The organism is Microbacterium sp. M3 (assembly GCF_033548675.1).
GTDB classification, from domain to species: domain Bacteria; phylum Actinomycetota; class Actinomycetes; order Actinomycetales; family Microbacteriaceae; genus Microbacterium; species Microbacterium arthrosphaerae.
Window position 1 is genome coordinate 80,057 of the sequence record NZ_JAWTZT010000001.1, and the last position, 18,027, is coordinate 98,083.

An 18,027-nucleotide genomic window follows, 5' to 3' on the forward strand; every position below is an offset into this window, starting at 1 on the left:
GGGCTCGCTTCGGGTGCGCGCACATCGCCCCAGCCTACGACCACGCGGGCAGCCCCGATGACGCGCTGTGCACGGCGCGCCGGGGGTGGCTCCGGATCCGTCCGCGGCGGCTCGGGACGCATCCGCTTCGGCGCGGTCCCGCGCTGTTCCGCGGGCCCGCCCGCTCCTACACTGGCTCCGTGAACACCGGCCGTTCGGACACCGTGCAGAACATCCGCTTCGCACGCTCCGCGGACGGGACGGGCATCGCCTACGCGGTCCACGGCGCGGGTCCCCCGCTGCTCATCGACGCCTGCTGGCTGAGCCACCTCCAGTTCGACTGGCAGAGCCCCGTCTGGTGTCACTACCTCACCGGGCTGGGAAGCATCGCGACCGTCATCCGCTACGACGAGCGCGGGCACGGACTCTCCGACCGCCACGCGACCGATCACGGCCTCGAGGCGCGCGTCGCCGATCTGGAGGCCGTCGCCGACGATGCCGGATTCGAGCGGTTCGCGCTGATGGCCATGGCGCAGGGCGGCCCGGTCGCGCTGGAGTACGCGGCGCGGCATCCCGAGCGACTGACGCGACTCATCTTCTACGGCAGCTACGCCGGTGCGCACGCGGCAGCCACGCCGGAAGAGCTCGACATGTATGCCGCGTTCGAGGCCCTGATCAGGGTGGGCTGGGCACGCCCCACCTCGGAGTTCCGCCGCGTCTTCAGCAGCATGATGATCCCCGGCGGCACGGAGGAGCAGATGCGGTGGCTGGACGATCTGCAGCGCGTCTCGGTCGACGCCGAGACGGCGATCGCCTCCCGCGCCCAACGGCAGGTGACGGACTCGAGCGCGCGGATGCGCGAGATCGACCTGCCGACGCTGGTGATCCACAGCCGGGGCGACCAGATGAACGATTTCCACCACGCGCGCGAACTGGCCGCCGGCATCCGCGGCGCGCGGCTGGCCGCCCTGGAGAGCAACAACCACATCGTGCTCGAGGACGAGCCGGCGTGGGCGCAGTTCCTCAGCGAGGTGACCGACTTCATGGCTCCGGATCGTGCCATCGGCCTTGTGGAGTCGGACGGCATGGACCCGGCTTCGCTGCTGTCGCCCCGGGAGCTCGACATCCTCCGCCTGGCCGCCGAAGGGCGTGACAACGACGGCATCGCGGCCGAGCTCTTCCTCTCGGTCCGCACCGTCGAGCGCCATCTGCAGAACGCCTACGCGAAGCTCGGCCTGCAGGGCCGCGCAGCGCGGACCGCCGCCGTGGCGCGCCTCCTCTCGCAGAGCTGACGCACTACGCGTCAGCCGCCATCGGTCGCCCGGCGGCTGTGCGCGATTGCGCGTTCACCCCGATGCCGCGCCCGTCCACTGATTCCTACGGTGGTGCCCACAACCCATCGATTCGGAGGAATCATGTCCCTTTTCACCGCACAACACGCGATCACCGACACCGAGGAGGACCGCGCACTCAAGGCCAAGCACGCTGCGATGTGGGCCAGCGGCGACTACCCCGCCGTGGCGGACGAAGTCGTCGGAGAGCTCGGCGGCGTCCTCGTCGAGGCGCTCGGCGTGTGCGCCGGCGAGCGCGTCCTCGACGTCGCCGCCGGCACCGGCACCGCCGCGATCCCCGCCGCCCGGCTCGGGGCCGACGTGGTCGCGACCGACCTCACACCGCGTCTGCTCAGCGTGGGCGAGCAGACCGCCGCGGCCGCGGGCGTCGCCCTGCGCTGGCTCACCGCCGATGCCGAGGCCCTGCCGTTCCCCGACGCCGAGTTCGACGTCGTGCTGTCCACCATCGGCGTGATGTTCGCGCCGCACCATCAGCAGGCGGCGGACGAGCTCGTCCGCGTGTGCCGCCCCGGCGGCCGTGTCGGCGTGCTGAGCTGGACCCCCGACGGGTTCATCGGCCAGCTGTTCACGGTCATGAAGCCGTTCGCGCCGCCGGCTCCGGCGGGCGCCTCGCCGGCACCGCTGTGGGGCCTGGCCGACCACGTCGCCACGCTCTTCGGCGATCGGGTCGACGACCTCACCGCCAGTCAGCAGGTGCTCGCCGTCGACCGCTTCGCGAGCGGCCGGGAGTTCCGCGATTTCATGAAGGCGAACTACGGACCGACGATCTCCGTCTACCGCTTCATCGCGCAGGACCCGGAGAAGGTCGCCGCCCTCGACGCCGAGATCGCCGCGCTGGGAGACCGCTTCCTGCACGACGGCGTCATGCCGTGGGAGTACCTGCTCGTGACGGCCCGGCGCGCCTGAGCGCCTCGCGGGTGCGGCCGGGTCCGCTGATCGGGCCGCACCCGCCACGCTCACCGTCCGGCACCGATCCGTCCGTCACCCCCGTCAGGAGACACCGATGCTCGTTCCACCCTTCACACTCGTCGACGACCGTGCGCGCTCGCGCGAGGCCGCCGACGCCCATGCCATCGCGATCGCCATCCGCGAGGGACGCCTGACGCGCCCGCCCGCGCCGTTGCGTGATCGCGTCGTCGTCGTCGGTCAGCGACTCGCCCGAGCGCTGTCGCGCCCGGCACGGCCGGCACACCCCGCGCGGCCAGATCTCGCGGCCGATGTCATTCCGTGACGTTCGAGGGTCGCGGGGCGCCGGCAGAGCGCTCCGCGTCGACCTCGTCCTCGGCGCCGTAGACGGCCACGGGCGGAACGCCTGCGAAGAGGGCGACCACTCTCCACCACCAGCCGTTCTTCGCCGCCGGGGCCCGCTCCACACTCGGTCCGTCGTCGTCGCGCTCGCTCATGTCGGGACCCCTTCTCCGGGATTCCGCCAGATGAGCCGGGGTTCTGCCGGCGCGCGAGGGGGCCGATGGTACCCCCGGTGGGATTCGAACCCACACTGGAGCGAGTTTAAGTCGCCTGCCTCTGCCGTTGGGCTACGGGGGCCTCTCGTCTCCCGCCGGGAACACGAATGCCGCAGGCCCATCTTCTCAGACGGGCCTGCGGCATCCGTTCGGACTCAGCGGGCGGCGACCTTCTCGGCCTCCGCCGCCGGAGCCTTCTTCGCAGGAGCCTTCTTCGCCGCCGTCGCCGGGGCGGGCTCTGCGGGAGCCTCGACGGGCTGCGGCGGTCGCGGGCGCGCGGCAAACTCTTCGAACACGTAGCGCGGGTTCTGCACGGTGGAGAGGTTCACCATGTCACGACCGAGCCAGAAGTTGTTCCACCAGCCCCACAGCACGCGCCACTTGCGCTCCCACGACGGCATGGCCAGGCCGTGGTAGCCGCGGTGGGCGAGCCACGCGATCGGTCCCTTGAGCGCGAGCTTGCCGGACTGGAACACACCGACCCAGAGGCCGAGACCGGCGACCGCGCCGAGGTTCTTGTGGTAGTAGTCGCGCGGCAGCTCGCCGCGCAGCACCGCCACGAGGTTCTTGGCCAGGAGCTTGGCCTGGCGCACCGCGTGCTGCGCGTTGGGCACGCAGTAGCCGCCCACGCCACCGCCGGTGAGGTCGGGCACGGCCGACACGTCGCCGGCCGCCCACGCGCCCTCGACGATCTCGTCGTCGGTGCCGACGCGGAGGTCGGCACGGGTGCGGATGCGGCCCCGCTCCTCGACGGGCAGGTCGCCGCCGCGCACCACCGTCGGGTTCGCCATGACGCCGGCCGTCCAGATGATGAGGTCGGTCGGAATGACCTCGCCGGTCGAGAGCTCGATGTTCCCGCCGATGGCGCCGGTGACCTGCGTGTCGAGGTGCACGAACGCCCCCCGCTGCGCGAGGTTCTTCAGCACCCACTCGCTGGTCTTGAGCGACACCTCGGGCATGATGCGGCCCATCGCCTCGATGAGGTGGAAGTGGGTGTCGTCGAAGGTCAGCTGCGGGTAGCTCTTGACGAGCGACGAGGCGAGCGACCGGAGCTCGGCGAACACCTCGATGCCGGCGAAGCCACCGCCGACGACCACGACGGTCAGGAGACGCTCGCGCTCGGGGCCGGGCGGGAGGGTGGACGCCTTGTCGAAGTTCGACATCAGGCGGTCGCGGATGGCGACCGCCTCTTCGATGGTCTTCAGCCCGATCGCGTTGTCGGCGATGCCGGGGATCGGGAACGTGCGCGAGACGGCACCCGCGGTCACGACGATCTGGTCGTACTCGAACTCGTACGGCTCGCCCGCGATGGGCGTGATGGTCGCCACCTTGTTCGCGTGGTTGATGCCGGTGACCTTGGCGGCCACGACGTTCGTGCGCTTGAGGTGACGCCGAAGGGCCACGACGGAGTGACGGGCCTCGATCGAGCCGGCCGCGACCTCGGGGAGGAACGGCTGGTACGTCATGTAGGGCAGCGGATCGACGATCGTCACGTCCGCCTCGCCCTTGCGCAGGTGCTTCTCGAGCTTCCAGGCCGTGTAGAAGCCTGCGTATCCGCCACCGACGATGAGGATCTTGGGCACGGTGTTGGTCACGGTTTGGAGTTCTCCTCCTGTGTCAGCGGCTCGGCGCGCGGGACGCCAATCGGATGCGTCGGACAGCAGCGGTGACGCCGAGCGCCACCAGTATAGCCGCCACCGTGGCCAAGGTGAGCGGGAGGGTGCCGTAGAGGACGGTGTCACGGTCCGGCAGGAGTGGCGAGGCGAGACGCGTCGCGGGGTCGGCTTCGGGGAGCGGCGGGACCTCGACGGGCGCGGCCGGCTCCTGCGGCGGCGCCGCCACAGGCGCCCGGCGATACAGGCGCACCCAGTCCTCGAGGCTGCCCATGGGATTGGCGGTCACCGTCGGCACATCCGCCGTCACGGCGGCCGCGGCATCCACCAGTCCGTATCCGTACAGGACGTCGGGGACGTCGGTCGCGCCCGCAGCCGGCTGTGCGGTCTTGATGATGCGGTTGATGACGTTGTCGGCGTCGAGGTCGGGATGTGCCGCGCGCACGAGCGCAGCGATCCCCGCCACGATGGGGGCGGCCCCGCTGGTGCCGTCCCACGAGACGAGGGTGGCGTCGGCCGACACTCCGACCAGCTCCTCGCTGGGCGCCGAGACGCCGATCGTGATGCCCTGCGTCGAGGCGTCCACGCTGGCCTTGCCGTTGCGGTCGACGCCTCCGACCGTGAGCACGCCGGGGATCGTGGCCGGCGCGCCGACGCGGGTCGTGCCGCTCCCCCGGTTGCCGGCGGCCACGACGACGACGACGTCGTGCTCGAACGCGTAGAGGAAGGCGTCGTCCCAGCTCTCTGGCCAATCCGGGACGTTCGTGGTGAGGGACATGTTGATGACGTCGGCGCCGTTGTCGACCGACCAGCGGATCGCCTCGGCGATCTGGTCGGCGAACGAGCGCTGCGCCGACGAGCCGAAGGCGACCGACACCGAGAGCAGCTGCGCCTCGGGCGCGACGCCGATCATGCCGGCGCTCGGACCGGTCCCGCGGCCGGCGGCGAGCGAGGCCACCCAGCTGCCGTGGTCCTTGTCGACTGCCCCGACGGGCGTGCGTCCGTCGGGCGAGCCCGCTCCCGACACGTCGGTGCCGCCGGCGACGGCGCCGGCGAACTCCACCGGCCCCCGTCCGATGCCGGTGTCGATGACGGCGATCTTGACGCCGGCGCCCCGCGTGGTGGCCCAGGCCTTCTCGATGCCGTAGTCGGCGAGCCAGTACTCCGCGGCCCGCACCGGATCCGCGTCCGGCGCGGCCGCCTGCGCCGCCCCGGGCCCCACTGCGACGAGGCCGACGACGGCCGCGACGGCGACGAGTGCCCCGAGCAGGCGGCGCGTCATCCGCCCGATCCCGGCTGTGCGCACACGCAGCGTTCGGGCGACCAGGTCGACATCGCCAGTGCGCGGTCGCCGATCGGATTGACACCGGGGCCTGCCGCCAGCGCGTGCCCGGCGAGGGCGTGCAGGCACTTCACGCGCGTCGGCATGCCGCCCGCCGAGATGCCGTCGATCTCCTCGACGTCGCCGTACGCGGCGCGGTCGTGCAGATAGGCCTCGTGTGCGCGGAGGTAAGCCGCGGCGACGTCCTCGTCGGCGGCGAGCTCGTCCGAGAGGGCGCGCATCACGTGGTCGGCCTCGAGCACCGACATGGCGGCCGTGGCCGCCGGATGCGTCAGGTAGTAGAACGTCGGGAAGGGCGTGCCGTCGGGCAGTCGCGGCGACGTGGCCACGACGGTCGGGTTGCCGCACACGCAGCGGGCGGCGATGCCGACGACGCCGCGCGCGGGTCGGCCCAGCTGCTCCCGGAGAACGGCGAGATCGGCGTCGCTGACAGGGGGGAACGGCGGGGTCGTCACTCGACCAGGCTAGCGGCGCCGCCTGGGACGGTGCTGGACCGGACGGCCGCCGCGGGCGACGACGCTTTCGCCGCGGACGCGAACGGATGCCGCGTCCCGCCGTCGTTCACGGCGTCGGCGCGGGCGTGGGCTCGGGGTCGGGCACGCCGATCGTCACCGGGGCCACCGTCTGCGCGAGGCCCGCCTCGGTCACCGACCGCACGAGCTTCGACATCCAGTCCGACCGCGCCGCCTGGAGCTCGTCGCTCACGGGCTCCTGCTCCTGCGGGGCGAGCTCGGGCGGAAGGTCGTCGTCCACGAGGTACACCACTTCCCCGGGCTTGACGTAGTAGAGCCGCTCGCGCGCCTGAGTGGTGATGTAGGCCGGATCCTGCCAGCGCTCCCGCTGGGACTCGAGGTCGTCGACCTCTTCACGGCTGAGCTGCACCGCCGCCTCGAGGGCGGCGATCTGCTGCCGCTGGTCGACGTAGGTGCCGATGGTGGGCACGAGCACGAAGGCGGCGAGCACGACCAGCCCCATCATGATGACCATGAAGCCCGACAGGCGGATGCCGCCGAGCCACCCCCGCACGTCGACCGGGCGGCGTCCGGCCACAGGACGGCGCCGCGGGGTCGCGGACGGCCGAGAGGGGGAAGCCGTCGTCTTGACCACGGCTCCCCCCTCTCTCGAAATCCGGCGCGTCAGCCCTGGAAGCGCGGGAACGCACGACGGCCCGCGAACACCGCGGCCTCGCCGAGCTCCTCCTCGATGCGCAGAAGCTGATTGTATTTCGCGACGCGCTCGCTGCGAGCGGGCGCGCCGGTCTTGATCTGACCGCAGTTCACGGCGACGGCGAGGTCGGCGATCGTGGTGTCCTCGGTCTCACCCGAACGGTGCGACAGCATCGACCGGTAGCCGCTCTGAGTGGCCAGCGCGATCGCGTCGAGCGTCTCGGACAGCGTGCCGATCTGGTTCACCTTGACCAGCAGCGCGTTTGCGACGCCGAGGTCGATGCCGCGCTGCAGGCGCTCCGGGTTGGTGACGAAGAGGTCGTCGCCGACCAGCTGCACCTTCGAGCCGATCTTGTCGGTGAGGGCCTTCCACGCGTCCCAGTCGTCCTCGGCGAGGGCGTCCTCGATGGTGACGACGGGGTAGTTCGCGACGAGGTCGGCGTAGTAGTCCGTGAGCTGCTCGGCCGACCAGGCCTTGCCCTCGACGGTGTAGACGCCGTCCTTGAAGAACTCGGTCGCGGCGACGTCGAGGCCGACGGCGATGTCGCGGCCCGGCGTGAAGCCGGCCTTCTCGATCGCCTTGATGAGGAAGTCGAGCCCCTCGCGGTTGCTGGGCAGGTCGGGGGCGAAGCCGCCCTCGTCGCCCAGGCCGGTGGCGAAGCCGGCGGCCTTCAGCTCGCCCTTGAGGACGTGATAGACCTCGGTCCCCCAGCGCAGCGACTCGCCGTACGTGTCGGCGCCGATCGGCGCGAGGAAGTACTCCTGGAAGTCGATGCCGTTGTCAGCGTGCTCGCCGCCGTTGATGACGTTGAACAGCGGCACGGGCAGCACGTGCGCGTTCGGACCGCCGAGGTAGCGGAAGAGCGGGAGGTCGGCCGCGTCGGCGGCGGCCTTCGCGACGGCCAGCGAGACGCCCAGGATCGCGTTGGCGCCGGTGCGCGACTTGTTCTCGGTGCCGTCGGTGGCGATGAGGATCTCGTCCACGAGGCGCTGCTCGCTCGCCTCGACACCCTCGATCGCCGGGCCGAGCTCGTCGATGACGGCGGCGACGGCCTTCAGCACGCCCTTGCCGCCGTAACGGCTCTTGTCGCCGTCGCGCAGCTCGTACGCCTCGAAGGCGCCGGTCGACGCGCCCGAGGGGACGGCCGCGCGCTGGACGGTGCCGTCTTCGAGCAGCACCTCCACCTCGACGGTCGGGTTTCCGCGCGAGTCGAGAATCTCGCGCGCGCCTACAGCCTCGATCTGTGCCACAGGGGTTTCTCCTTGCTTGTGGAGCGTGAATCGTCGGAGCGTCGTCGGTCCGCCCATGAGTCTAGTGATGACGGATGCCGTGGCCAGAGGCATCCGTCATCCACCGGTTCATCCGCCGGCCGGGAGGCGTCACACCACCAGTGCGATCGCGATGCCGTCGTAGCCCTTGGCGTCGAGCGTCTGGATCGCCGTCGCGTCGAAGCGCGGGTCGCGGCCGAGCATCTCGAGCCCGCGCTGCACGCCGATGATCTGGGGATTCTCGGTGGCGGGATTGGCGATCTCGCCGCCGCGCACGGTGTTGTCGACCATCACGACCGTGCCGGGCCTTCCGAGGCGAGCCGCCCAGTCGAGGTAGATCGTGTTGGACTCCTTGTCGGCGTCGATGAACACGAGGTCGAACGGCGCGCCGCCGTCGAGCGTCGGCAGGACCTCGGCCGCGCGCCCGAGTCTGATCTCGACCTTGTCGCCCACCCCGGCGCGGTCGAGGTTCGCGCGGGCGATGTCGGCGATGCGGGGCTCGGCCTCGATCGTCACGATCCGCCCGTCCTGCGGGACGGCACGCGCCAGCCAGATCGTCGAGTACGCACCGAGGGTGCCGATCTCGAGCACCCGCCGGGCGCCGGTCATACGGGCGATGAGGTGCAGCAGCTTGCCGTTGACCGGCGCCACCTCGATCGCGGGGAGCCCGGCCGCGTTCTGGTCGGCCACGGCCTGCTCGAGGTCTTCGTCGTGGCCGACCAGCAGCTCGGTCAGATAGGAGTCGACACGGCGCCAGGTCTCGGGAGTGGGCTCTGCCATGGCCCCCAGCCAACCGGTGACGTCCCACGGCCGTCAAGGGCCGCGGGACGCCGGGCGCGCGACGCCGGGCGCGCGACGCCGTGCCGGAACGAGGGGATGTGCCGAGACGAGGGCGTGCGGGAGTCCACGGGCCCTCGTCCCGGCTCACGTCCTCGTCTCGGCACTGCGCGGGGCGTGAACGCGCGGCCGCACGGCCCCCGCGGCGCCGTCGATCGTGACCCTCAGCCGTCCGGAGCGGCTCGGACGGTCAGCGCGGGCGACTCGCGCGCGCGGCCAGAGCCTCCAGCAAGGACGCACCCGTGGCGGCGTCGTCGACGGTCACGACGAACGTGCGCCCCTGACGGCGCTCGACCTGGATCGCCTCACCGGCGCGCAGCACCAGGCCGAATCTGCCGTCGAGGCCGGCACGGATGCCCCAGCCGCCGAACTGCGCCATCGGCTGCACGTGCACGACCGAGACCGCCGCGACGTCGTCGATCGGCACGCCGAAGCGCGGGAACCCGGCGACGGACCGCACGCGCAGGCCGTCGGCCGAGACCCGCACGCGGAAGACGCAGGTGGTCGCGGCGAGCACGCCGAACAGCACGGCGAGCCCGGCGAACATGCCCCACAGGGGGCCGCCCGTCAGTGCGAGCACGACGGCGAGCGCCGCCATCAGAAGCGCGACGCCCACGACGGCGATGATGCCGGGACGGGCCATCGTGGTGGTGCGCAGCCACACGGCGCGCTCGCCGGGCGCCAGCTGCATGGCCTCGGCGGAGATCGCGACGGTTCCACCGCTGACCGCGACCGCCGGCTGGACCCACCACGCGATCGCCCCGGTCACGAGGCCCAGCACGCCGGCGACGGCGAGCGCGGGGACGATCGAGGGGGCGTCGGCGGCGTCTTCGAGCCCGCGCTGGCCGGCGAGCGTCGCCGTCACCAGGGCCATGAGGAAGAACGACAGGCCGCACGCCAGCGCACCGAGGAAGCGCAGCGTCGGACCCCACTCACCGGTGCGGGCCGCGGCGGCGGCGACGCCGGCGAAGAGCGCGGCGAGCCCGTAGCCCAGGACCGCCGCGAGCACCGGCGAGGCCCACGCGGGGCCGAAGCCGTCCGGCTCACCCGCACCGTTCCAGTGCGTCGCGACCACGGCCGGGAGTTCGCCGAGCCAGGTGAGCATGAGGACGACCGCGACGGTCGTCACCGCGAGGGGCACCCAGACGGCGACGACGAGGTAGGCGCGACGCGCGCGGCGCACCGCACCCGACGCCGCGGTCATCGTGCCGCTCCCTCGATCGCGCCGGCGGCGAGCGGGGCGGCGGGAGCCCCCGCGCGGAACTGCCGCAGCAGCACGATGGCAACCATGACGACGGCGACCACGGCCCACGCGACCACGCCCAGCGGGCCGACGAGCGCGAGGTCGGGAACGGCGCCGGATGCCGCGAACAGCAGGATGACGCCGCCCACCGCGTTGAGCGAGCCGTGCGCCAGCACGGCCGGCCAGAGCGACGCGCTGCGGAGGCGAAGCCACCCGAGGAGCACCCCCCAGGCCACGCAGCCGCCGATCATGAAGAGCACGCCGGTGAGGTCGGGGCGCGCGAAGTTGTACCCCAGCAGGATGATCGGCGAGTGCCAGAGCCCCCAGACGACGCCCGTCAGGAGGAGCGCGGGCCAGGTGCCGAGCGGGAGCAGCGCGGTCTGCAGCCACCCGCGCCACCCGAGCTCCTCGCCGAACGCGAGCGCGCTGTTGAGCAGCGCGCCGACCGGGATCATGACGAGCTGAATCGCCACGAGCACCCCGACCGGGGGCAGCGGTACTCCGGCGGGGGTGGCCGCGGCCAGCTGATCCGCGAACCCCGAGAACCCGGCGAGGTCCAGTCGCACGAGCCCGAAGGCACCCGAGAGCAGCACGGTCGCGATGACGACCACGATGGGGATGACGAGGCCGAGCACCAGGAAGAGCACGAAGCGTCCGGCCGGCCGCAGCGGCCACATCCCGAGGAAGCGCAGCCGCGCGGCGGCGGGGGCGCGGAAGGCGAACATCACGATGAGGGTGGCGATCGCCGGGGTGAACATCATCACCGGCAGCAGGACGCCGGTCAGCGGCGAGGCCAGGCCCTCTCCGAGCCAGAGGGGCAGCGCGACGAGCCACGCGAGGCCGCAGGCCAGCAGGACGAAGGCGGCGACCGCCGGCCACCGGACGCCGCCGGTTTCGACACCGGGCGATCGGTCGGCGCGCAGGGCGGGGTCAGCGGGAAGTGGACTGGTCATGGGTGGCGATCTCCTTCACGAGGGCGGCGAGGGCGTCGGGCGGGAGTCCCGCCGCGCGGGCACGCGCGGCGAGGTCGGCGATGTCGCTGTGCAGGTCCTGAAGCGCGGCGCCCTGCGCCGTGACGACCGCTCCCCGGCCGCGCCGCAGTTCGACGAGCCCCTCGTCGCGCAGGTCCTGGTAGGCGTGCAGCACGGTGTGGACGTTGACTCCGAGCGCCGCGGCGATGTCACGGGCAGCCGGAAGGCGGTCGCCCGGCTGCACACGGCCGGCCGCGGCATCCGCTCGCACCGATGCCGCGATCTGCGCGAACAGCGGCGCATCGCTCTCGGGGTCGATCCGCACCAACATGGCCTAATTCTATGACAACTAGAACAATGCCACCAGCACTGGGCTGATTTTGTCGACATCAACCAAAGGACTCGGCCGAGCGGCGCGGGTTCGGCCAAGCTGGGCCGATGCGCGTGACCCCCCGACGCCTCGCACTCGGCATGAGCCTGTGGATCCCGAACCTCTTCAGCGGCATCCGGGTGAAGCGGTTCGCCGACGACTGGACGAGCGCCACCGTCGAGCTGCACGTCAACGTCTTCACCCGCAACTACGTGAAGACGGCGTTCGGCGGCTCGATGTCGGCGATGACCGATCCGTACTACTTCATGCTCGTCATGCACCAGCTCGGACGCGACTACGTCGTGTGGGACACCCGCGGCGAGATCGAATTCGTGAAGCCCGGGCGCGGCGTGCTGACGGCGCACTTCGAGGTGCCGCGCGAGAAGGCTGCGGAGCTGCGGGAGCGGGCGCGCGGCGGCGCGAAGGTGCTCGAGTGGTTCGAGACGGAGATCACGGATGCCGCGGGCGACGTCGTCGCCCGCGTGCGGCGCGAGGTCTACGTGCGCGAGAAGAAGCGCGTGACCACGGCGTCGGCGAGCGGCGCGTAGCACTCAGCGGTCGGCGCGGTAGTCCGTCGCGGTCAGCCCGAGCACCGCGCGGAAGTCGTTGGCGAGGTGCGCCTGATCGGCGTAGCCGAGGTCGGCGGCGATCTCGGCGAGCGGGGCGGCGGGATCCTCGCGCACGCGCTGCGCCGCCTCCTGCAGGCGCCGGCGGCGGATCATGGCGGCCGGTGACACGCCGACCGTGCGATGCGCCAGGCGCTGCAGCGTCCGCACCGACACACGCAGGCGCTCGGCGGCATCGTCGAGGCGGAGAATCGACGGGTCGCCCATGAGCAGGTCCGCCATCGCGTTCGCCAGGCGCGCGTCCGACGTCGGCTGCCCGACCCGTGCCGCGAGCCACCTCGAGAGCTCCGCCGCGGCCGCCGCGAGATCCGGCATCGCCGCCGAGACCGCGGTCGACGCCTCGGGCGCGTCGAGCTCGACATGCGTGTCGACGAGAGCGCCTGGCGCGTCGTACAGGCGGGCGTACGCGGCGGGCTTCAGCAGGGCGCCGACGGCCCATCCGCTCCCCCGCAGCTCGCGCTCCGAAGCACGGGTCGTCGCGCCCCACAGCGTCACGGTGCCCGCCTCGACCACGAGGTTCGCGGCCGGATAGCCGAGCACGGGCTGCCGCGACACGACGCCGTCGGGAAGATCCCACTCCGGGATCCAGAACCATTCCACGAGAGTGGATGCTGCGCCCTCCGGCGCGATCCGGGTGAAGCGTGGAAGGCGCTCCGGGTAGAGCACCCCGCGGGTCGGATCGGTCACCCCGACACGGTAGTGCGTGGGGCCGACACCCCGCAGCCGTGGGTGTCGCGAATCTTCAAGACCGCAGCATCCGTTCCTCGCGAGCATGGGGACATGACCACTCAGCACACGACCGGCGTGACCGGCGCGCACACGACCGACGGCCGCCCGAACGGCGCGACCAGCCTCACCCCCTTCCTCGCGATCCGCGGGGCGAAGGAGGCGCTCGACTTCTACCGCGACGTGTTCGGCGCACGCGTGACCGACGTCACCGAGTTCGACGGCGTCGTGGCGCACGCGGGCCTGGACTTCGGCATGGGGCTCCTGCAGCTCGGCGAGCCCTCCCCGGCCTACGGACTCGTGCCGGCGCCCGAGGGCGACGACGACTGCTATTCGATGGGCATCTACGTGCCCGACGTCGACGCGGTGACGGCGCGCGCGGTCGCTGCGGGTGCGACGGTGCGCGAGGAGCCGTCGACGTTCGTGTCGGGCGACCGCTTCGCGAGCGTCCGCGATCCCTTCGGCGTCCGGTGGTCGATCATGACGCGCGTCGAGGACCTCTCGGAGGTGGAGAGCGCCGCGCGCGTCGCGGAGTGGGCCGCGTCGGTCAGCGCGGGCTGACCGCGCCCTCGCGCGCGGCGGCGAGAGCCGAGACGATGGCCGGCAGCAGCGCCTCGGCGGTGCGGCGGTAACCGAGGGCGCTCGGGTGGAACCGGTCGAGGCTGAACATCTCGTCGGGCTGGGTCACGAAGAACGGCCCGACGGCGCGGCCGAGCGACACGGCGCGCGCGCCGGTGCGCGCGGCGGCGACGGCCTGGGCGTCAGCGAGCTGCCGCGACAGTCGCGACCCCAGCGCGCGCAGCGGCTGCGGCACCGGACGCAGCGCCCCGAGGTCGGGGCACGTGCCCACGACGACCACGGCGCCGCGCGCGCGGAGGCGCACGATCGCCGTCTCGAGGTGGGCGATCGAGGTCGACACCGGCACGCGATGCGTGATGTCGTTGCCGCCCACGACGATGACGGCGGCGTCGGGGCGGTAGTCGGCGGGCAGCGCGTCGACCTGCGCGGCGAGCACCGACGACTCCGAGCCGACGATCGCGGCTGTGCGCAGGCGTACCGGCCGTCGCTCGGAGCGCGCGAGCCCCTTGGCCAGGCGAGCACCGAGGGTGTCCTTGCGACGCTCGGCCCCGAGCCCGGCCGCGATCGAGTCGCCGAGCACGACGAGCTCGAGCGGCGCGCCGTCGAAGCGGCGGGCCCACACGCGGTCGGCGTCGAGCGCCTCCTCGCCGAGCGGCTTGCCGATCCGGCGCCGCGCGACCGCCGCCTGGCGCTTCAGCACGGCGCGGCCGCCGAGCAGCGCAACGCCGGCGCCGAGCGCGACGCCGGCCGCGCCGACCAGGACCGAGCGCGGCGCGATCTGACGCGAACGAGCCATGCCCCCATGCGACAACAGCCGGATGAACGGATGCCGTCACCCGGGTGACGACCCGGTGCGCGGCCTTCCCGCCCCGCCCGCGCCGCGCCGCCGCGCCCGGTCGCGCGAGGCCGTGCCATGTCCGCACTGCACCGCATTCGAGGGCAGAGTCCGTGCGATTCCTGGACCGCCCCCTCCCCCTGGCGTGTCCGCACGCCGGCCAGTCGTGCGAAGTCCGGGACTTCACAGGTATCTGACGCGGGCGGGCTGCGGAACCCGGACCGCAGCGGGGGCGCCGACTACGACGCGGAGAGCTCCTCCAGGGCGGCGGCTACGCGGCGCTCGCGGGTCTCGGGCCGCTTGGCCTCCGTGACCCCGCGCGCGAGTTCCTTGCGACGGCTGAACGTCAGCGCGTCGAACGCGGCCCGCACGCCGGCCGCGTCGAGGGCCGCGGCCAGGTCGTCGGGCACCTCGACCTCGCGCTCGGCGGTGTCGAGGTCGATCGTGGCGTCCACCTCGTCGCCGATCTCCACACCGAGCTCGGCGCGGACCGCCTTCGAGAGCCCGACGAGATTGCGGCCGTCCATCACGCCGAGCCGCACACGGGCCGTGCGCCCGCCGATCCCGACGATGACGGCAGCGCGCTTTCCTCCGCCGAGTTCGGCGACCTGCTCGTCGGTGAGCTCGATGGCGGTCGCCGGCCCCATGGGCGCGAGCACGGTGTGGATCTGAAGCGTCATGGGCCTATCCTCTCCGGTGCGGCCACGCTGCGGGAACCCGCCCGTTCTCGGCCGCGGGCTAGAGTTCGCCCGTGACCTCCCCCGCGCTCCAGCGCCGCCTCGGCCTCGGCGACGCCGTGTTCATCGGACTCGGCTCCATGGTGGGAGCCGGCGTCTTTGCGGTGTGGGCGCCGGCGGCGGATGCTGCGGGCACCGGCCTGCTTGTGGGCCTGGCGATCGCGGCGGTGGTCGCCTTCGGCAACGCGACGTCGTCGGCGCAGCTGGCGGCGGCGTATCCGACGTCGGGCGGCACCTACGCGTACGGACGCGCCGAGCTCGGCGCGTGGTGGGGCTTCGTCGCCGGCTGGGGCTTCGTCATCGGCAAGATCGCGAGCTGCGCGGCGATGGCGCTCACATTCGCCGCCTACGCGGCACCGGCAGGATGGGAGCGGCCCGTGGCGATCACGGCCGTCGTGGCGCTCACCGCCGTCAACTGGTTCGGTGTCACTCGCACGGCCACGGCCGCGCGGGCGATCGTCGTGATCTCGCTCGGCGCGCTCGCCGCCGGCGTGACGGCCGCCTTCTCGGCCGGCGCCACGCCGGGGTGGCTCGCGCCCGACGCCCTCTGGATGGGCGGCGGCTACGGCATCCTGCAATCCGCCGGTCTGCTGTTCTTCGCCTTCGCGGGGTACGCGCGCATCGCCACCATGGGCGAGGAGGTGCGCGATCCGCGCCGCGTGATCCCGCGCGCCATCGTGATCGCGTTCCTCGTCGCGCTGGCGGTTTACGCGGTCGTCGCGGTCGCGGTGCTGAGCGCGCTCGGCCCCGGTGCCGTCGCGTCGTCGACCGAGCCCGTTGCCGAGGCCGCCGCGCAGTCGGGGTGGGCCTGGATCGACGTGGTCGTGCGCGTCGGCGCGGCGGCGGCCTCGCTCGGCGCGCTGCTGGCCCTCATCGCGGGCGTGAGCCGCACGACTTTCGCGATGGCGCGCGAGCGCGACCTGCCCGGCGTCCTCGACGCGGTGCACCCCCGCTGGCACGTGCCTCACCGCGCCGAACTCGCCGCGGCCGCCGCGGCGGTGCTGCTGGTGGCGTTCGTGGATCTGCGCGGCGCCATCGGCTTCTCGTCGTTCGGCGTGCTGCTGTACTACTTCGTCGCCAACGTCGCGGCGCTGCGACAGCGTGGCGCCGCGCGCCGCTACCCGGTCGCGCTCCAGGTCGTCGGCGGGATCGGATGCCTCGTCCTCGCCGTGACGCTGCCCTGGCAGTCCGTCGTGGCCGGGGTCGCGGTCGTCGGCGTCGGGGTGGCCTACCGGGCGATCAGGCTCCGCACCCGCCGAGGCTGACCCGATAGCTCGGCGCAACTCCACGGAACTCGCGTGCTGAGAGCGCATCCGGGCGCGAATGCACCGTCCAGCCGCCGAATGCGTGGAGTTCTGCACCCGACCGGATCATGCGAGCGGCTTGACCTCCAGCGACGCCGGGGTCGTGCCCGAGGCGACCGTCGCGAACGCGGTGTAGCCGTCGGCTGCCGCCCGCTCGAGCAGCGCCTTGAGGTTCTTGGTCCGCTGCTCGAGGCGCACGCGCGAGCCCTGGCCGACGAGACCGGCCTTGAGCGCGAGCAGCTCGGCCTGTGGCACGTCACGGTCGTGGACCAGCACGACGGCCGGGGCCGCGGCATCCGTCCCCTCCGCCACCAGGTCGACGATGCGCTCGAAGCCGATCGAGAACCCGACCGCGGGCACGTCCTGGCCGAGGAAGCGGCCGATCATGCCGTCGTAGCGGCCGCCGCCGCCGAGCGAGTAGTCGACCGACGGGTGCGCCAGCTCGAAGATCGTGCCGGTGTAGTAGCCCATGCCGCGCACCAGGAACGGGTCGAACACGAGCGGGATGTCGCCGAGCGGCTCCGCGCCGCCGCGCGCCGCCGCCACAGCCTCACCGATGCCGATGAGGTGCGCGACGATGTCGTCGGGCGCCCCCTCGGGCAGCGCCTTGCGGATCTGGCGCTCGCCGTACGGGTTGTACTCGAGGGTCATGGGGCGACGCAGGAACGCGTCGAAGGCGTCGACCGCCGTCGCGGTGGCGCCGCGTTCGCGCAGCTCGGCGACGATGCCGTCGGGGCCGATCTTGTCGAGCTTGTCGATCGTGATGAGGACGCCGGGTCGCTCATCGGCGCCGAAGCCGAAGCTGTCGAGCATCCAGTCGAGCACGCGCCGGTCGTTGATGCGGACGCTCCCGCCCTCGAGACCGAGCGCGTCGACGGCGTCGAGCGTCGCGACGACGAGCTCGGCCTCGGCGCGCGCCGTCGGGTCGCCGATGATGTCGATGTCGCACTGGACGAACTGGCGGTACCGGCCCTTCTGCGGGCGCTCGGCGCGCCAGACCGGCGCGATCTGGATCGCGCGGAACACCGACGGCAGCTGCCCGCGGTTGGTGGCGTAGAAGCGCGCCAGCGGAACCGTCAGGTCGTACCGCAGGCCGAGGTCGGTGAGTCCCGCGGGGTCGTCGGCGGCCGCGCGAATGGCCTCGGCGTCGAGGCCGCGCTTGAGGACGTTGTAGGCGAGCTTCTCGTTGTCGCCGCCGATGCCGGCGTGCAGCCGCGTGTACTCCTCCATGACCGGCGTCTCGATCTCATCGAAGCCGTGCGCGCGATAGCGCTCGCGGATGACGGCGAGCACGCGCTCGCGACGGGCCTTGTCAGCGGGGAGGAAGTCGCGCATGCCGCGCGGCGGGTTCACGGATGCCACGCCCCTATCTTTTCAGGTCGCGCCAGCGGTCGTCGTGCCGCCCGGGGGTGCTTGGGTGTTGATGCGAATGCGGGTGCGGGTGCGGTCTCCCCCTTGCGTCGACATAGCAGCATCTCGGCGAGCCAGCACGTCGTCGGCGCCCGCAACGTGCTCGTTCGCCGAGATGATGCGATCTCGACGGGTCGGGCGCGGGGTGCGGGTCGGGGATGCGGGGCCCGGGGTGCGAAGTACCCGGGTGCGAGGTGCAGGGGTG

At 72.7% G+C, this 18,027-nt stretch carries 20 protein-coding genes and 1 tRNA gene; 6 read left to right on the forward strand and 15 right to left on the reverse strand.

The features are described from left to right. Positions 1-179 precede the first annotated feature (179 nt). From R8Z57_RS00395 to R8Z57_RS00405, 3 genes are all read left to right on the forward strand, one after another. Entirely contained in the window at positions 180-1,271 is a 1,092-nt protein-coding gene (locus R8Z57_RS00395; RefSeq protein WP_318351787.1) for an alpha/beta fold hydrolase, read from the forward strand. Positions 1,272-1,394: 123 nt separating this feature from the next. After that, positions 1,395-2,237 (forward strand): class I SAM-dependent methyltransferase, encoded by an 843-nt coding sequence (locus R8Z57_RS00400; protein WP_318351788.1) that lies wholly within the window; start codon positions 1,395-1,397, stop codon positions 2,235-2,237. A gap of 97 nt (positions 2,238-2,334) precedes the next feature. Further along, a complete protein-coding gene (locus R8Z57_RS00405) occupies positions 2,335-2,562 on the forward strand; it encodes a hypothetical protein (RefSeq protein ID WP_318351789.1) in 228 nt (75 codons plus the stop codon). On the opposite strand, the gene R8Z57_RS00410 is transcribed toward R8Z57_RS00405, so the two are convergent. The 11 genes from R8Z57_RS00410 to R8Z57_RS00460 form a co-directional block, all read right to left on the reverse strand. Next, positions 2,552-2,734, reverse strand: coding sequence for a hypothetical protein (locus R8Z57_RS00410; RefSeq protein ID WP_318351790.1), 183 nt, complete (start codon positions 2,732-2,734; stop codon positions 2,552-2,554). The genes R8Z57_RS00405 and R8Z57_RS00410 overlap by 11 nt on opposite strands. A 66-nt stretch (positions 2,735-2,800) precedes the next feature. Then, positions 2,801-2,876: transfer RNA gene (locus R8Z57_RS00415), tRNA-Leu, on the reverse strand. A gap of 73 nt (positions 2,877-2,949) precedes the next feature. Continuing rightward, positions 2,950-4,377, reverse strand: a complete 1,428-nt coding sequence (locus R8Z57_RS00420; protein ID WP_318352693.1) for an NAD(P)/FAD-dependent oxidoreductase — start codon at positions 4,375-4,377, stop codon at positions 2,950-2,952. A 34-nt stretch (positions 4,378-4,411) separates the two neighbouring features. After that, positions 4,412-5,689: a S8 family peptidase gene (locus R8Z57_RS00425; RefSeq protein WP_318351791.1), complete on the reverse strand. Its 1,278-nt coding sequence runs from the start codon at positions 5,687-5,689 to the stop codon at positions 4,412-4,414. Continuing rightward, a complete protein-coding gene (locus tag R8Z57_RS00430) occupies positions 5,686-6,204 on the reverse strand; it encodes a DUF501 domain-containing protein (protein ID WP_318351792.1) in 519 nt (172 codons plus the stop codon). Before R8Z57_RS00430 ends, R8Z57_RS00425 begins: the two co-directional genes overlap by 4 nt. A 106-nt stretch (positions 6,205-6,310) precedes the next feature. After that, positions 6,311-6,799: a septum formation initiator family protein gene (locus tag R8Z57_RS00435; RefSeq protein WP_318351793.1), complete on the reverse strand. Its 489-nt coding sequence runs from the start codon at positions 6,797-6,799 to the stop codon at positions 6,311-6,313. Positions 6,800-6,885: 86 nt separating this feature from the next. Continuing rightward, positions 6,886-8,166, reverse strand: coding sequence for a phosphopyruvate hydratase (gene eno, locus R8Z57_RS00440; protein WP_318351794.1), 1,281 nt, complete (start codon positions 8,164-8,166; stop codon positions 6,886-6,888). Positions 8,167-8,295: 129 nt separating this feature from the next. Further along, complete coding sequence (locus R8Z57_RS00445) at positions 8,296-8,964, reverse strand: O-methyltransferase (protein WP_318351795.1); 669 nt, start codon at positions 8,962-8,964, stop codon at positions 8,296-8,298. 247 nt (positions 8,965-9,211) lie between these two features. After that, the gene (locus tag R8Z57_RS00450) at positions 9,212-10,225 is read right to left on the reverse strand and encodes a DUF1648 domain-containing protein (protein ID WP_318351796.1); all 1,014 of its coding nucleotides are present in this window, start codon (positions 10,223-10,225) and stop codon (positions 9,212-9,214) included. Then, on the reverse strand, positions 10,222-11,217 hold the full coding sequence (locus R8Z57_RS00455; RefSeq protein ID WP_318351797.1) for a type II CAAX endopeptidase family protein: 996 nt from the start codon (positions 11,215-11,217) through the stop codon (positions 10,222-10,224). The genes R8Z57_RS00450 and R8Z57_RS00455 overlap by 4 nt, the downstream gene beginning before the upstream one ends. Then, positions 11,195-11,566: a GntR family transcriptional regulator gene (locus R8Z57_RS00460; RefSeq protein WP_318351798.1), complete on the reverse strand. Its 372-nt coding sequence runs from the start codon at positions 11,564-11,566 to the stop codon at positions 11,195-11,197. Before R8Z57_RS00460 ends, R8Z57_RS00455 begins: the two co-directional genes overlap by 23 nt. Before the next feature lie 107 nt (positions 11,567-11,673). Between R8Z57_RS00460 and R8Z57_RS00465 the strand changes: the two genes are divergently transcribed. Next, positions 11,674-12,153, forward strand: coding sequence for a DUF4442 domain-containing protein (locus R8Z57_RS00465; protein ID WP_318351799.1), 480 nt, complete (start codon positions 11,674-11,676; stop codon positions 12,151-12,153). A 3-nt stretch (positions 12,154-12,156) separates the two neighbouring features. Here R8Z57_RS00465 and R8Z57_RS00470 read toward each other — a convergent pair whose 3' ends face one another. Then, the gene (locus R8Z57_RS00470) at positions 12,157-12,918 is read right to left on the reverse strand and encodes a helix-turn-helix domain-containing protein (RefSeq protein ID WP_318351800.1); all 762 of its coding nucleotides are present in this window, start codon (positions 12,916-12,918) and stop codon (positions 12,157-12,159) included. 93 nt (positions 12,919-13,011) lie between these two features. Between R8Z57_RS00470 and R8Z57_RS00475 the strand changes: the two genes are divergently transcribed. After that, the gene (locus R8Z57_RS00475; protein ID WP_318351801.1) at positions 13,012-13,518 is read left to right on the forward strand and encodes a VOC family protein; all 507 of its coding nucleotides are present in this window, start codon (positions 13,012-13,014) and stop codon (positions 13,516-13,518) included. Here R8Z57_RS00475 and R8Z57_RS00480 read toward each other — a convergent pair. Beyond that, positions 13,505-14,332, reverse strand: coding sequence for an SGNH/GDSL hydrolase family protein (locus R8Z57_RS00480; RefSeq protein WP_318351802.1), 828 nt, complete (start codon positions 14,330-14,332; stop codon positions 13,505-13,507). The genes R8Z57_RS00475 and R8Z57_RS00480 overlap by 14 nt on opposite strands. A 278-nt stretch (positions 14,333-14,610) precedes the next feature. Further along, on the reverse strand, positions 14,611-15,051 hold the full coding sequence (locus R8Z57_RS00485; protein WP_318351803.1) for a YdeI/OmpD-associated family protein: 441 nt from the start codon (positions 15,049-15,051) through the stop codon (positions 14,611-14,613). 71 nt (positions 15,052-15,122) lie between these two features. Here R8Z57_RS00485 and R8Z57_RS00490 point away from each other — a divergent pair, with 71 nt between their 5' ends. Continuing rightward, positions 15,123-16,373, forward strand: a complete 1,251-nt coding sequence (locus R8Z57_RS00490) for an APC family permease (protein ID WP_318351804.1) — start codon at positions 15,123-15,125, stop codon at positions 16,371-16,373. A 105-nt stretch (positions 16,374-16,478) separates the two neighbouring features. On the opposite strand, the gene R8Z57_RS00495 is transcribed toward R8Z57_RS00490, so the two are convergent. Then, the gene (locus tag R8Z57_RS00495) at positions 16,479-17,747 is read right to left on the reverse strand and encodes a histidine--tRNA ligase (protein WP_318352694.1); all 1,269 of its coding nucleotides are present in this window, start codon (positions 17,745-17,747) and stop codon (positions 16,479-16,481) included. Positions 17,748-18,027: the final 280 nt, after the last annotated feature.